The sequence below is a fragment of the Shewanella frigidimarina genome, from assembly GCF_003797125.1.
GTDB lineage: Bacteria > Pseudomonadota > Gammaproteobacteria > Enterobacterales > Shewanellaceae > Shewanella > Shewanella frigidimarina.
In genome coordinates, this window is record NZ_RKKE01000003.1 from 802079 (window position 1) to 818299 (window position 16221).

Sequence of the window (16221 nt, forward strand, 5' to 3'; positions counted from 1 at the left end):
TTATTAACGGTTTTGATTGATGATTTAAGGCAGAGTCCATAGAATGAATTAATCTCAAATTAGCGGGTCGACCATGCTTACTTTAATTCAATCTAATCAGATGGAAGTGTTGTCTGAACAACTGGCCAAACTGTTGGCTATTCGTTTAGATAACGTCAGTTTATTAGCCAGTGAGCATGTGTTAGTTCAAAGCCCGGGGATGTCGACTTGGCTGCGTTTAGAAATAGCTAAACACAATGGTATCGCCGCCGCATTATCGTTCCCGTTACCCTCGAGTTTTACTTGGCAGTTATGCCACGACTTGCTGCCCGATGTGCCAAAAGATAACGCTTTTACCAAAGCGGCGATGACGTGGAAGTTAATAGACTTATTACCAAGTCTGCTAGATAACCCAGATTTTAGCCCACTCAAACAGTACTTATCGCCTCAAGTTGATACCACAACTGATATTGCTGCTACAGATATTCTTGATACCGATGTAAACGCGAATACTGATACTGAAACTAATATTCATACAACAAACAGCCACGCCATATTGCAACTCAACCAATCACATGATGCAATTAAGCTATTTCAATTGTGTGGCCGCATTGCTGATATTTTTGACCAATACTTAGTCTATCGCCCCGAGTGGATTTTAGCGTGGGAGCAAAACCAGCCATTATCGAGCCTAGACAACCGCCTAGCATTAGATGAAAACCAGCAATGGCAACCGATCCTGTGGCGAGCATTAATCGACTATAATCAACATCATTTGCACGCCAGCCATTATCATCGCGCCAATTTACATGCCAATTTAATTGCAACCTTGGCTAATCCAGATACCGATTTATCGATGTTGCCCGCTCGATTATACGTGTTTGGTATTTCATCCATGCCGCCACAAACCCTCGATGTGCTGTACCATTTAGCCAGTCGAATTGATGTCATTATGTTATCTCTCAGCCCTTGCCAGCATTATTGGGGCGATATTATTGAGCCGAAAACCCGCGCCCGCATGGCGCTGCAATATGCCAACAAAAAACAACTCGACCAAGACTGGGAAGACAAACTCGAAGTAGGTAATCCCATATTGGCTAATAATGGTCAAATGGGCCGCGAACTCTTAGATTTATTACTGTCTCTGCCGCCAGAACACACCGACTTTGGTTACGACTGTTATGTTGAGCCCGAGCCGAATAATCTGCTGCACGGGGTGCAGTACGATATCTTACAAATGGAAACACTCGGCCAGCCATTAGGGCCAAACGCCAGTTTGTATCAAGACATTCATGCCCGCCGCACCTTATTGCCAAGTGATGACTCAATTACCTTACGCAGTTGCCACAGTGCCCTGCGTGAAGTTGAAACCTTACATGATCACCTTTTAGAGCTGTTATCAAACAACAGCGACTTAAGCCCTAAAGACATCGTGATCATGATGCCCGATGTCGCGGCCTATGCACCGTATATTGATGCGGTATTTGGCACCGCCAACAGTCAGTATTTTGCTGATAAAAACCCGCAAAAAGGCGATTACTACATTCCCTACGCCATTGCCGACAGGGGCGCAGCGCAAGAATCACCGCTGATTAATAGCTTTTTAAGCCTGCTAAATATCAATCAAAGTCGCTTTGGCCTCACAGACATTATTGGTATTTTAGAAGTGCCTGCTATTTTGCGTCGTTTCCAACTCGATGATGACGAATTGTCATTAATCCGCCGTTGGCTAGACGATGCGAATGTCCGTTGGGGCCGCAGTGAGCAAACTCGCAGCCAACTAGGTGTGCAGCCTTTTACGCAAAACTCATGGGCATTTGGCATTAAGCGTTTAATCCTAGGCTACGCCTTTAACGACGATGCCGATATTTATCGCGATACCTTGATGGTGCAAGGCATTGAAGGTCAATCATCGCAAGCATTAGGTAAGTTGCTCAACTTTTTAGAAACCATCGATACTTATTTCAACTTATTTGCCAATGACTACAGCACCGCAGAGCGCCTTGAACAATTACAACAACTACTCGCCGATTGCTACGACACCACAGATGACGAGCGTGAACAAATTCAAGCCATTCGAGATGCATTAGTCACCCTAGACACTGAGCTTGAAAGTGCTGGACATCAAGGCCAAGTCGATATTGAAGTCCTAAAGCAGTGGTTTAATCAGCGCTTAACTGAATCTCGGGTCGGCCAACGTTACCTGGCTGGTAGCGTGAATTTTTGTACCTTAATGCCAATGCGCTCAATCCCCTTTAAAGTGGTGTGCTTGCTGGGAATGAATGACGGCGTTTACCCGCGGGTTCAACATCCTGTCGGGTTTGATTTAATGGCGCATTTTGGCCCTAAAAAAGGCGATCGCTCGCGCCGATTAGACGACCGCTACTTATTTTTAGAAGCATTACTGTCGGCCAGAGAACAATTTTACATCAGTTATATTGGCCACAGTGAGCGCGATAATGCTGAGCGCATTGCCTCAATGCTAGTGTCTGAATTGGTCGAATATTGTCAACTCAGCTACCTACCGCAATCCTTACAGCAACAGCTTGAACAACAAGCCGAAATCAACCTTGATGATGCCGATAAAGCCGTACTGGCACAGCTTATTCAAGCACAACCTTTACAACCATTTGACGCTAAACTATTTCGAGAAACACCACTATCTGCGCATAGCGTGACTAAGCTACAACACAGTTATAATGCCCAATGGTGTCCTCCACCCACAAATGCGACCATTAACAATCACTTTTTTGAGCAAGCATTACCCTTGTCGGCCGAACAGGCAGATGAAGTATTTGCCCATACTCATATTAATAATGAAGGCATTAAAGTGGTCGAACTCGAATTGTCGGCATTAATCCGTTTTTATCGTAATCCAGCGCAATTCTTTTTCAACCGCAGTTTAAAAGTCGATTTATCACTGGATATTCAAGCCGATGACAATGACGAACCGTTTAGCTTAAATGCACTCGAGCGCTATTTATTGCAATCACGCATGCTCGACAATGCCATTGAACATCAACTCGACAGCCCAGATCACGAATTACTCAGCAAGCTCAAAACCAGCGGAGAATTGCCCATGGCTCCGTTTGACGACTTGTTAATTAATCAATATTTACGCGATATATCGCCGTTGATTAATCGGGTGCAGTTTTTACAAGACCAACAAACCATGCATACGCTGAATGTTGATCTTAACTTTGATTTACCGATGCAAGATTTTCCAGCGCATGCTCTATCTGTGCAGGGTTTACCAGAACAAGCAGATACAACCCATTCGTCCATCGTGCGAGTCAATCTTGTCGGCCGTATTGACGATATTTTGCCTAAAGGCTTAGTCAATTACCGCCCCGGCACAGCCCACGGACGAGATTTTATTCGGGTGTATTTACGTCATTTATGCATCAACGCCATGGCAAATTCGTCCACCTCAGGCATGGGTAAAAATCAATTCAGTTACTTACTCGACATTGGCCATTTTCATGCCTTTGCGCCTATTACTGCTGAACAAGCGCAGGCACAACTCATGCGCTTTATCAGTGGTTTTATTCAGGGGCAAACTCAACCCTTGTGCTTTATGCCTAAAACGGCTTTCGCCTATGTTGAAACTGATGGCGACCATGAAGAAAAGCTGCTTAAAGCCCAGCAAAAATGGGATGACGGCCAAAACCAGTTCGGCGAAGGACACGACCCACATAACCAGCGTTTATTCCATTTCCCAGAAGACTTTAGCGAAGCTAGGTTTGGTGCATTAGCCATCCATTTGCTGCAACCCATGTTAAGCCAGTATCACAAAGATAAATTGGCAGAATTAGACACATTTGTCAGTGGCACCGCGGTTGATATTCAAGCGCAACTCATTGCCAACGCAGCTAAACTAGGAGCGCATTAATGGACGCTATTACCGTGACACCACTTAATGCCCTCACCTTACCGTTTAGCGGTTCCAGCTTAATTGAAGCCAGTGCCGGTACAGGGAAAACCTATACCATTTCCGGTTTGTATTTACGTTTATTGTTAGGCCACGGTGGTAAAGCGCCGTTAAGTTGTGAGCAAATTTTGGTGGTTACCTTCACCAACGCCGCCACAGAAGAACTCAGAGACCGAATTCGTAAGCGGATTAACTTAGCGTTTAAACGCTTTTTAGGCTTAGCCGTAAACGATGAGTTTATTGAACAGCTTTACCAAGACACATCGGAAGATGAACGGCCTATTGCGTTAAGACGCTTAGACTTAGCGTTAAAGTCGTTAGATGAAGCGGCCATTTTTACCATTCATGCCTTTTGCCAACGCGTATTGTCAGACATGGCATTTGAGTCGTCATTACTATTTGAGTCCGAATTCACCCTCGACGACAGTGAGTTTTTACACCATGCGGTGCGCGATTTCTGGCGTGAAGTCTGTTATCCCTTACCGCCCTTTTTAGCCCAAGCCATTAGTGATGTGTTTGCCGAACCTGACGTGTTAGCACAAAAGCTGCGACCGTTATTAGGTGCAAGCCAAGCAGTGCTGTCAAAGCAGCCTCTGGCCTTTGAAACCCTGCAACAACAGCTAAGCCAAAGCATCAGCCGCTTTACCTTATTGTGGCAAAGCCTGCACGACAGCACCCTTGAATTATTGCAATCGCTGCCATTAAACGGTCAACGATTTGGTAAAGGCGCCGACGGCTACCCTAAACTTAGCCAATTGTTTGATAGCATTAGTAACTGGGTAAAATTTGGTCAAGGATTACCGCCAATAAAAGCGCTGGAGCAATTGGCATTATCCGAGCTTAAACTTAATAAAGGTGGCGTTATCCCCAGTGCGGATGAAGCGCCGTTACTTGATCATATTGAGCGCTTACTTGAGTTAATTAATCAGCTTATTCCGTCATTTTTAGTGCGTGCCCGAGAGGGAATTCGCCAACGCTTTGCTGGCCAAAAACAGCAACGCAATTTAATGACACCCGATGACCTATTGCTCAGTTTAGCCATGGCGCTCAGCCAAAACCCAATCACCCTAGCCCATGCCATTGCTAAGCGTTTTCCGGTCGCATTAATTGATGAGTTCCAAGACACCGATCCACTACAATTCACCATTTTTAATCAGGTGTATCAACAGCCGCTAGCATCACAGCTAGACCTAATCGCAGATACCACTGTGCACAGCCCAAATGATGATGACAGTAAAAGTAATGATGATAATGGTAATGACAACATTGGTAATGACGCTAACAAGGGGCGCTTAAGTTTATTAATGATTGGCGATCCTAAGCAGGCTATTTATGCTTTCCGTGGTGCCGATATTTACACTTATATTGCCGCGCGCCAACAAACACAGGCTCATTATAATCTTGACACCAATTACCGCTCATCGACTCAATTAGTCAATGGCGTTAATCAGCTATTTAGCCAACATCAAGATCCGTTTATTAGCCAAGCTATCCCCTATGATATTGTTAAAACCCCATCATCGGCAGCCAATAAACACCTAAGTGAAGCGACAACAAATCCTACGGCGTTGCGGATCCGCTTATTAGCCGAAGACGATGTTAATGGCCTCAATAAAACTACCGCAAGACAACGCTTAGCCGCTGATGCTGCCAGTGAAATAAAGCGCTTACTCACCGAAGCGCAACAAGGATTATGTAAAGTTAATAACAGCATTGAACAGGAAGCTAAACCGCTCATTGCCAAAGACATTGCCATATTGGTGCGCGACCGTAACGAAGCGGCCGTGATGAAAGCGGAATTATCAGCACGTAAAATTGGCGCGGTATTTTTAAGCCGAGACAGTGTATTTAACACCATTGAAGCCCGTGAAATGGCTATTTTATTGTATGCCTTAGCCACGCCTAAAGATGAGCGTGCTATCCGCGCCGCACTGGCCACTGAGCTTGTCGGTTTTAATGCCCAGCGGATCCATCAATTTAACCAAGATGAAGAACAACGCCAGCAGGTATTAGATCAATTCACTCATTGGCATCAGTTATGGCAACAACGCGGCGTTATGCCTGCGCTGCTTAACTTTGCCAGCGAAACCAAACTGATCCATCGTTATCTGTCGCAATCTGTCACGGCTGACATCAATAATGACAGTACTTATAGCAGCAATAATGACAACAATAGTGACAATAGCTTTAATGATGCTGATGACGACAACGCAGCAGATCTTAAAGCCTCAGGTGAAAGACGCTTAACCGACTTTAGGCATTTAGCCGAATTACTGCAGCAAAAGGCCACTGAGCTAGATGGTAGCAGCGCCCTAATCAATTGGTACGAGCAACAACTGATTGGTAACAATGGTGGTGATGAGCAGCAACTGCGCTTAGAAAGCGAACAGAACTTGGTGCAAATTGTCACTATTCATAAAAGTAAGGGCTTAGAATATCCGGTCTGTTTTGTGCCGTTTGTCAGCTTAGCCCGTGGTAATAAAAAACGCCCTGCGCCAATGATGTACCATAAAAATGAGCAGCTCATATGGGATATCGACGCCACCGACGAAGGCTGGGAACAACTTAAACAAGAAACCCTCGCTGAAGATTTACGCCTACTGTATGTGGCGTTAACACGGCCGGTTTACGTGTGTTATTTGTATATTGCTAACCAAAGCCGTCAATTAAAGGCGGGGATCAGCAGCCAATTACATGAAACAGGTATTGGTTATCTGTTGGGCATTACCGACAAGAAAACTGACTTTGCTCTTATTCAAGCCAAAGTGAATGCAATTGCCACCTTACCAGCGATGAGTGTGGAATGCTTAGGCAACGATATTGACGATTCAGTGCTCGCCGATATCCACGACAATAATGACCCGCTAGTGGCCAAAAAAGTCACTCGAGTACAAAGCCTTGCTTGGCGAGTGGGCAGTTATTCTGGCTTGGTAAAACATCTTCCTCACGAGAGAGTCGCGCCCGGTGCCGACGATGAAGACTTCACCGATGAGTTAATCCAATTACAGTTACAAGATGAACTCACCAGCGAACCCGAACTTGATCGTTTTACCTTTGAACGTGGCGCCAATGCCGGTAGTTTTATGCATTTAGTGTTAGAACTGTTTGATTTTACCCAGGCAAACACCGAGCTGACACCTGCGCTAACGAAAGCCATGAAACAATATGGGTTTGACGAAGCCCTATGGCAACAGCCGCTAATGACGTGGTATCAGCAAATATTGGTCGCACCGCTGTTTATTGAGCCATCGTCAGAGGACACATCACTGACATTAAGCCAATTAGGCATGAAGCAAAAAATGGTCGAAATGGAGTTTTACTTGCCTATTTCAACCTTACAAGCATCGCAATTAAATCATATTTTGCAACAGCACGGTTATGTCGCTGGACTCGACTTTGATACTTTAAAAGGCATGTTAAAAGGCTTTATCGATTTAACCTTTGAGCACAAAGGCCAATTTTATATTGCCGATTATAAGTCCAACCATTTGGGCGATAACTATAGCGACTACACTCACTCAGCCATGGCTAAAGCCATTGATGCTCATCGTTATAATTTGCAATACATCTTGTATACCTTGGCGTTGCATCGTTACTTATCGCTTAGATTACCAAGCTACAATTATCAGCAACATATTGGCGGCTGCTATTACCTGTTTTTACGCGGCATGCATCCTGAGCATCCTGGCGCAGGGGTGTTTTATGACAAACCACCGCAAGCGTTAATCGAACAACTCGACCGTTTATTTACAGGTAATACAGACAATCGTGCGCCGGAGACGTCATCATGCTAATACTCACCCATCCAATCACTGAGTTATTGCACCTTTGGCAAGAACAGCGGCTCATTACCGCACTCGATCGTCATTTTGCTATAGAGCTGGCCAGTATTGAAACCATCAATAACGATCCCGCAATTAGCGAACAACAGCCGCAACTGTTCTTGCTTGTTTGCGCCATGCTTAGCCAGCAATTGTCGAATCAGCACAGTTGTTTAGTCATCGAGCAAATTGATTTAGCCAATCCCATGGCAGAAGACAACCGCGGCAACGCCGAAATCAATTGTCGGATTGAGCTTAACCATCAACAATTGATTGAACAAATCGCGCTATTTGATGCCGTCGGCCAGCCCGGTGACAATAAACCGATGATCTTTGAACATGGGCGCTTATATTTAAATAAGTACCATTTCTTTGAAACTCAAGTGGCGGCTAAGTTGACCCAATTAGCCAATCAACAAATTGAAATCGACCTAGCTAACAGTAATCTGCCGCAACTCATTGAATGTTTATTTACCGCAGAAGACAGCAATAGCAGCCCGTTTAATTGGCAAAAAATAGCCACGGCAACAGCCTTAGCAAAAGCATTAGCGGTGATCACTGGCGGCCCAGGAACCGGTAAAACCACCACAGTAACTAAACTATTATTGTTACTGTTAACCCAGTCGCCGCTAACCATCCGTTTAGTCGCGCCCACAGGTAAAGCTGCAGCAAGGCTGAGTGAGTCTATCAAGGCGTCTAAACATCGTTTACTGCAACAACTAACCCAAGTGAGCGACCCAGCATTGGCGAAAGTATTAATCGATTCGCTAAAACAAATACCTGAAGAAGCCTCAACATTGCATCGACTATTAGGGGTTATCCCAAACTCATATCAATTTAGGCATCATCAGGATAATCCGTTGCGCTTAGACTTACTGGTGGTCGATGAAGCGTCGATGGTCGACTTACCCATGATGTACAAATTACTCAGCGCCCTACCGTCTCATGGCCGTTTGATATTGTTAGGCGACCAAGATCAACTCGCATCAGTAGAAGCTGGCGCAGTGCTAGCGGATATTTGTGTTGGCTTAAAACAAGCCAACCCGCAACAGGCATCACCATGGTCAATGCGTTACAGCGCAGCACAGGCAAAGCTCATTGAGCAATTAACCCAACAAGATGTCAGTCAGTTTATTCATCAACAGCCTAAAATTGGTGACAGTTTGTGTATGTTGATGCACAGCCATCGTTTTAAAGGCGATGCCGGTATTGGCCTATTAGCCAATGCGGTTAATCAATCTAATGTGCATGCGATTCGTCAAGTGTGGCAACATGATCATGCCGAATTGAATTGGTTTGAACATCAGCATAATGCCCAGGGAGATAACACTGGCAAACAAGCGTTATTGGCATTATCGGTAAACGCTTATGGTGAGTATCTGAGTTTGGTACAAGAAAATCAGCAAAGGATAAATCAACAGACCATTATCGATCAAGCGGATCGACAAGACAACGCCATAACACTGCCTCATTCTGAACAAACCATCATCGACAGCTTTAACCAATATCGAGTCTTGTGTGCCATGCGAGCTGGAGAGTTTGGGGTTGAGGGCATGAATATCGCCATCACCGACAGTCTTAAACACGCCAAACTGATTAATCCTCAAAATGAGTTCTATTTAGGTCGACCAATCATTATTCAAAGTAACGATTACAACTTAGGCTTATTTAATGGCGACATTGGTTTAATCTTGCAAGACAGCACTAAGCCAAGTCGCTTAATGGCCCACTTTGTTATGGCCGATGCCAGCCTGCTTAAAGTATTGCCCGCACGCTTACCAAGCCACGACACTTGCTACGCCATGACAGTACACAAAAGCCAAGGCAGCGAGTTTGATGAAGTCAGCTTTGTATTGCCACATAAACCCAGCTCCGCCCAATGGCAACTACTCAGCAAAGAACTGCTTTACACCGCCATAACACGCGCCAAAAATCATTTTTATTGTTTAGGCACGAGCATGATATTTGAAAAAGCCAGCAAACAAGCGACATCACGCGCATCGGGGTTAGCGTGGAGATTGTGGGGTTGATTGAGTAGCTTATTGTAGAGCTGATTGTAGAGATAGTAGTGAGCGCTATTTCAGGGTAAGCAAGTGCTCAATAACAAACAGATAATGACGACATAATATTGATGAACACGGGAAACTCATAGTGCCGATGATTAAGCGAGACGCGGCAAGCACCTCCATGTGAGCTTAGCCAAAACATCCATGTTTTGGATACTCGCTAACTCATCGGCCTCTATCGTTTTATTATCTTCGATGTGGCTTTATGGATTTCTACTGGTAAAGAACGAAGGTGCTAGCGAAAATTGAAACAAGAATACGTTAGGGATAATGCTTATTTTTATTAGAAAAAATAAGGTGATTAGAGTCGTAATGTCCTAATAACTGACAAAATAATCATTGGTTAAACTATGGAATGTAGTCAACTGTTTTGTTCCATTAAAGCGTTTATTATTAATTTTCACTAATTTTAGAAATCTCATTTATATAATGAGGTATTTCGTCATAGTTTTCGATCCAATGTATTTTCACATTACGTTCGAGCATATCTGTTGTGATTGTTTCTTGGATATTCTCATAACTCTTAGACTTTAAAGCCCCCATCGTAAGTCTAGGACTTGGTAAAATTGCATAATGTTTATGCTGACATCCTATTGATTTAGTTAGGGTTAATAACCTTTTTAAATTAGGATCTTGCATCGACAAACCAACAAACAACACACTTTTAGTTACTAATAGTGAAGTCTGAACAGTATTTGCCCATGAGAGAGGGTCAGAATATAGGGAACTATAATCATCGTCAGAAAGAACGACATCATAATTTCTATATTCAGCATGCGCTCCCCACCTCGGTAAATAACCATGTGGATGGTAAATTATTGGTCTTGGATTATGTATATTAAATTTACTGCCTTTAACTACGGATTGACACTCCTTCATTTCCAAACCGAAACCTTCCTCGAGTAGATCATCATAATTAAGTGAGCAAATATGCCGAATTCCAGAGTTAACTATTGATATTATTGTTTCGGATATATTAATACTTCGATCTGAGTAAAGTGAATCAGCAACAACTCGATTAAAATCGATACCAGCTTCAATCTTCGCCAACCTAGCGATGTCTGTTGGTGATTGCGATGTTATATAATTTATAACCTCCTTGCTTGGAGTTGGTTTCTTGTATCGCCATACTTTAGTAACCATTGTTTCTATCAAGCTATCCCAATGTGGCAAACCACAACCTACAGAAATACCAGCACCAATAAATAAGGAAAGTTCCCCATTTCGGTGATATTTTGCTATTTCTTCTGGGGAGACTTTAAGTTTCATATTTAACGAGTTCTCGTAGAAAATGGAAAATGGAAAATGGAAAATGGAAAATGGAAAATGGAAAATGGAAAATGATAATGATAATGATAATGATAATGATAATGAGCTTGTAGATTTACTCGTTTCATTTTATTTGTTATTAAAATCAACACTAACTAACTTTTATAAGTGGTTCTATTGAAGCCACTATTTCGATAACCTAAAGTGTGCCATCCATTTTTATAGCCAATAATAGTGGGGAGTTAATCATTGTTTTGTTTGGTCATCATTTGGCTCCGCACAGCGGCTTAGTTCAACGCCCATTTAGTGTGCCAATAATTTTAACTAAAAAGCAACAGCAAACGGTTTAAATTAATCATGCCACCCATTTTATTGCTAATAAGCAGGGTGGCTTTTTTAGTTTCAATTCTTGATTTGTTATTGACTTGATAAAGAGTAACATCTCAAGTATTGGGGCTGGCTCAACACTTGAGCTAAGGACGCAGCGTATCCCTATTTGTTAGGTAGTTAGGCTTTTAAAATAACCAACCAGTAGGGTTCTCAATTGGTTTTTCCAGTTCAAGTGCTTTCATGCCCTTGAGTGAGCGGATTATTAGCCAAACCGCCCAGAATAAGAGTACAAACCAACCAATGATAACTAAGGATAAAATTGAGCCTAAGAAGATATAAATAGCACCAATCCAAAAAGTCCTAATTTGAAACTGATAATGGGTTTTTAACCATTCAGGGGCATCACCTTTATTGATGTAAGCCATTACTACACCGATTATACCTGTAATACCAAACAGTAAACCTACCATGTAAAGTAAGTAAACTATTTTGGTTTGTTCCTTTGTCGTAGGGACGTTTTCTACTACTTCACTCATCTATTTTATCCTTTAATTGTGATGAATTTTATAATTGATTCTTCAATATTTGCTGAACAAGAAACTATGCCTCTCATTTTTAAGACAATTAACATAACTGCTTCTAGCGTTGATTGCGATAGCTTTCTGACTATTCAAATGTAAAAGTTGAACGAAAATCATCAACAAACTGAGTGGCATATGGAAACTGATGAGCAATACGGTAGAGTAAAAGCAGCACTCGCGGCTTTATTGAGATCTGGATATTTGTACAGCCTGACGTTTAAGGAGTTGAAGCTATTCAGGCGCTAAACCAAATTTATTGCTCAAAAGTAGTTGATCACTACAATATAGCCTCTAGCGCTTTAATATATAAACACCTATTGGTGTTTTTAGATGCAAATTAAAATTATCTAATGACAGTATTTTCCATTCAATAATCTCATCACCTGAAGTTACATAAAGGATATTATCATCCCTATAATAACTATAAGCTTTACGACTTTGATTTGAGAAAATTTCGATTATTCTAGCATCTTCAATGACGACAACATTACCACCGTCTAAAAAGTTAGAACTATCATCTTCGTACTGCACTTCGATTAATTGCCATTTGCCATTAATTTCATCTTTATTCGCTGAAGACTTAGGTATACAGCCCAGAGCAAAAATTAAAAACAAAAAAGTAACACTTAACATTTTTAGAATATATTTCATTTTATAAAAAATCCGTTGAAATTATTTTAGATAAGTCATTTGCAAGCATTCGACCTAAACCATCAGGCAGTTTGAACAATTGATACAATTAATCAGTCATCCATTATTATGATACTAAGCTCACAATAGTTTGTCTTTATCTAGCCATCTTCATTTTTAGCATGAGTAATTAAAGCGTAGTGGAGTGTCCAATATTCATTCAGTTAAGATGGCCATATTATTTTTTGTTTATGATAACATCTGCCGTTACTAATGATTTTTTGTTGGTCCTTTAAACACTTGTTCTCCGTGTTCATTGAAACCAAATATAATGGATTTATGTGAAGGTAAACGCAGTACGATTTTTTCGTTTGGCTTCCGCTCAATACGTAGTCGATCAAATGGTACAGCGTTCAATTCATTTTCCCTTCTGATTTCAATAATGCATGGATATTTATCTCTACACCATTTGCCTTCAAATGAGATTAAGTCGTAATTTTTAATATACCAATCTGGTCGAGTATTAGTGTATGTCGTTCTCGGCCAAATGACATCAACATCGTGCTGCCCTGGCATGGTTGACCATACGGCCCCCAAATTATCAGTTAAAATGGTTGGATTTATCGGGTTAAATTTGTTTAAAATTTTATTATAAATCGGATTTTCAAATTCTAACGTTTTCGATTCCATTAAATTAGTTTGACTAATGGTAAGCGGATTGACACCGGTAAGATTAGCCAATTCGTTTGCTAGCCAGGTTCTTTTGTCTTTAAGATTTTTTTCTAAAATATGACTATAGCCGCAATGAATTATAACTTTGGCATTTTTATTAATAGAAAATGACGCGTTATATATTTTTTTAGCTGCTACCTTCTCTCTTTCATTACCCGAAGAATCATCATACGTTATAATTTGATAACCAAGTTTTTTAGCTGTTCTGATCATTTCGGCATATACGGGTTCGTTAGAATATGTGCCAGAGCGTTCGATAGCATACCCTCGAATATTGATGTCAACATCTCTCTTTGATAGAGTTTCAATTGCTAAGTAACGATACCCACTACTCCATAGCTTTTGCAGTAAAGATGTTGTTAAAGTACGATGAAGAGCGATGTGGTGCGCCTCATTTATCATGACAATTTGAGTTTCTTTGGACATTGTTAGTATTTTGTCTACTGCCGATATTGGAAAAAGGCTTTCAATAAGATCTTCGGTAATAAGTGGATCATCAGTAGGAAAACTAATTGCCTTTTCATACTGTCCTACATATGAATATAACGTTGTTAACGGCTGATTTATTGCAAACTGGCTTTGTAGGTCGCCTTTATATTTATCTTTCACTTCAATGACTTTACTAATTGTATCATTATATGATTTGTTTTTTGGCGCATCGATGACTTGCTTATACAAAAAACCTAACTCACTAGGTTCATTAGCATATAAGTGATTTGTATAAACCAGCAATACAAAGGCCGACAAGTAGATATTTCGCATTATAAGTAACTTATGTTTTATGCACATGTGAATATATCCTGCTAAAATTTTTAAGTGGTGGTAAAATTTAAAATATGTATATTTACACATGAATCAGTAACATTTTAATGATAACACTCAAGCTTGGCCGGGATCATATTTTGTTAACGATAATGGATTATAATCATGGCCATGTTATTGATATGAATGGCGTAGACTAATACCAGTATGAATACTATTTTTTCAATTTAAACACATGACATCCTTGTTCATAATTCAATAATTATCAAGCACTATAACGTTTAACTAAAGATTGTGATAGCAGGTGAAAGCCAAACATCTTGTAGACTTATTAAATACAATTGTTATATCACGATTACAAGTGAACCTAAATAACACCTAGAACAAGCCCCACTACAAATATTATCCAGAAAGTAAATGTGTCTCTGAAGCGATCGAGTAACCAAAAATAAATAAATGCTAACACGCCTGAAACTGCCGTACCAATTATTACATCGATAAAACTAACATCAACTATTAAGCTGAAAATAAAAACAATTGCGGCATAAATACCAGCACACAAGCCTGGACGTTCCGTTTTGAGCAAAAGTTGCATCAAGCCAATTAACAACAAGATTTTAAATGCGATAATTTATACTTTCCTTAGTAATATAACGCTCCGTTATATGCGTTTAATTCCAACATTCACTGCAGTTCCAGCCACAGGTTTTAGTATTTAACCGTTTAGAAAAAATGGCTAAAGCAACTCTCCAGCGTTTTAATGAATAGTATTATATGAGTTAACAACATAAATCCAAATCAACTGTTTTTGCCCTTGTTTATTGATTCTTAGGTTTTTGTCAGTTCGTATGCACGGGAGATAACTAAAGGGAAAAGATCTCCTTCCAAAATAACAGCCCATTGACCATCACCAAAACGTTCAATCCGATTAACATACGTTAAGACATTACAAAGATCATCAGCTGATGCTGTTGTTATGTTAGACATAATATTCTTTATTTGTCGTGGATCGTAATCAATTTTCCCCCATGGTGGACCACAAAGAGCCCTCATAAATTTTGAGATGGCATCTGGATAGTTGGGATAACCACTCGATCTATCAATATCAGCTAATGCCTGTTTGGCCAGCATATAGCCCTCTTCAAGCTTTTCTACATCATTTTTTAAAAACATACTTACTCCATAAAACCTATACCACAGCAACAAGCAAGTATTCATAGCTAAAATAGTGAGTAATGAATGCTCGCCAAATGTTACTTGCTAACAGTGTATTAATTAACAAAATATTCAGGTAAAAATGATGCTGTAGCAGCGTCAACTAAAAACGTCGACATGGTGGAGTAAACATATAAAAGCATATCTTTTGATATCATAAATATATGACAAGATACGCCAACATAGTTTTGCAACAAGAACCGTTTACTGACCATGAGGTTTTAAAAAGGCAAGTGATCCATTTTTATCCGCCCCTAACTGACATTCACTGCACTCAATCAATAGGTTGAATTGGGCGTACTCTCAGGGTTAACCTCACCATAAACTTCTTCAGGATCAACATCATTAATCAGTAATATTTCCCTAACGGTTTCAATGTGATCTAATATTTTTTGGTAGCTGTCACCATACTCATATTTAGTCACTTCAATTGATTTAGGCATGTAGGTAAACGCAATTTTCAATGCGTTTAATGCAGACTCACTCATTTTGTCACTATTTACTTCACTATTTACTTCACTCATAACTTCCCTCATCTGATTACTTATAACTTCCCCCATACAAACAGTCCTTATCTAATTGTTGGAATTAATAACATCTTACTTAACTATTCTGCCATAAGGTAGAGTTGCGATTGATTGTGTCAATAAACACATAAGCAAGGTAGGAGTTCAACTATGCCCCCTCTTTTATAGCTAATCAACTTAACCTCTTTCAACTCTGGTTACGATAGGTTTTATGCTCGTTTATTAATGTATTAGTTAATTTAATCATGGTGTTGGGTGTTAATTGCATACAAAAAACTCAAAAGCATAGCGGCCAAGCAAACTTATTGTTCTGTAATAACGCCAATACTAGGATTATTATCAAATAACTATAAAATCAACAACTTGATTATATACACA

General features: G+C 40.6%; 9 protein-coding genes. 3 read left to right on the plus strand and 6 right to left on the minus strand.

Features of this window, described 5'->3' with window-relative positions; genetic code table 11:
• Nucleotides 1-73: 73 nt before the first annotated feature.
• The 3 genes from recC to recD are packed head-to-tail and all read left to right on the plus strand — an operon-like array spanning nucleotide 74 to nucleotide 9761.
• A complete protein-coding gene (gene recC, locus EGC86_RS12935) occupies nucleotides 74-3871 on the plus strand; it encodes an exodeoxyribonuclease V subunit gamma (RefSeq protein WP_123777822.1) in 3798 nt (1265 codons plus the stop codon).
• Nucleotides 3871-7704 carry a UvrD-helicase domain-containing protein gene (locus EGC86_RS12940; protein WP_123777823.1) on the plus strand — a complete coding sequence of 1278 codons (3834 nt, stop codon included), beginning with the start codon at nucleotides 3871-3873 and terminating at the stop codon, nucleotides 7702-7704. Before recC ends, EGC86_RS12940 begins: the two co-directional genes overlap by 1 nt.
• The gene (recD, locus tag EGC86_RS12945) at nucleotides 7698-9761 is read left to right on the plus strand and encodes an exodeoxyribonuclease V subunit alpha (RefSeq protein ID WP_123777824.1); all 2064 of its coding nucleotides are present in this window, start codon (nucleotides 7698-7700) and stop codon (nucleotides 9759-9761) included. Before EGC86_RS12940 ends, recD begins: the two co-directional genes overlap by 7 nt.
• Before the next feature lie 429 nt (nucleotides 9762-10190).
• Here recD and EGC86_RS12950 read toward each other — a convergent pair whose 3' ends face one another.
• From EGC86_RS12950 to EGC86_RS12975, 6 genes are all read right to left on the minus strand, one after another.
• Nucleotides 10191-11066, minus strand: coding sequence for an SIR2 family protein (locus tag EGC86_RS12950; protein ID WP_123777825.1), 876 nt, complete (start codon nucleotides 11064-11066; stop codon nucleotides 10191-10193).
• Between the two features lie 515 nt (nucleotides 11067-11581).
• Nucleotides 11582-11932, minus strand: a complete 351-nt coding sequence (locus EGC86_RS12955) for a DUF4870 family protein (RefSeq protein ID WP_123777826.1) — start codon at nucleotides 11930-11932, stop codon at nucleotides 11582-11584.
• A 336-nt stretch (nucleotides 11933-12268) separates the two neighbouring features.
• Nucleotides 12269-12628, minus strand: coding sequence for a hypothetical protein (locus tag EGC86_RS12960; protein WP_123777827.1), 360 nt, complete (start codon nucleotides 12626-12628; stop codon nucleotides 12269-12271).
• Nucleotides 12629-12877: 249 nt separating this feature from the next.
• Nucleotides 12878-14128: a hypothetical protein gene (locus tag EGC86_RS12965; protein WP_123777828.1), complete on the minus strand. Its 1251-nt coding sequence runs from the start codon at nucleotides 14126-14128 to the stop codon at nucleotides 12878-12880.
• 801 nt (nucleotides 14129-14929) lie between these two features.
• Complete coding sequence (locus EGC86_RS12970) at nucleotides 14930-15274, minus strand: DUF6508 domain-containing protein (RefSeq protein ID WP_123777829.1); 345 nt, start codon at nucleotides 15272-15274, stop codon at nucleotides 14930-14932.
• 320 nt (nucleotides 15275-15594) lie between these two features.
• Nucleotides 15595-15840, minus strand: coding sequence for a penicillin-binding protein (locus EGC86_RS12975; protein ID WP_101088214.1), 246 nt, complete (start codon nucleotides 15838-15840; stop codon nucleotides 15595-15597).
• Nucleotides 15841-16221 lie beyond the last annotated feature (381 nt).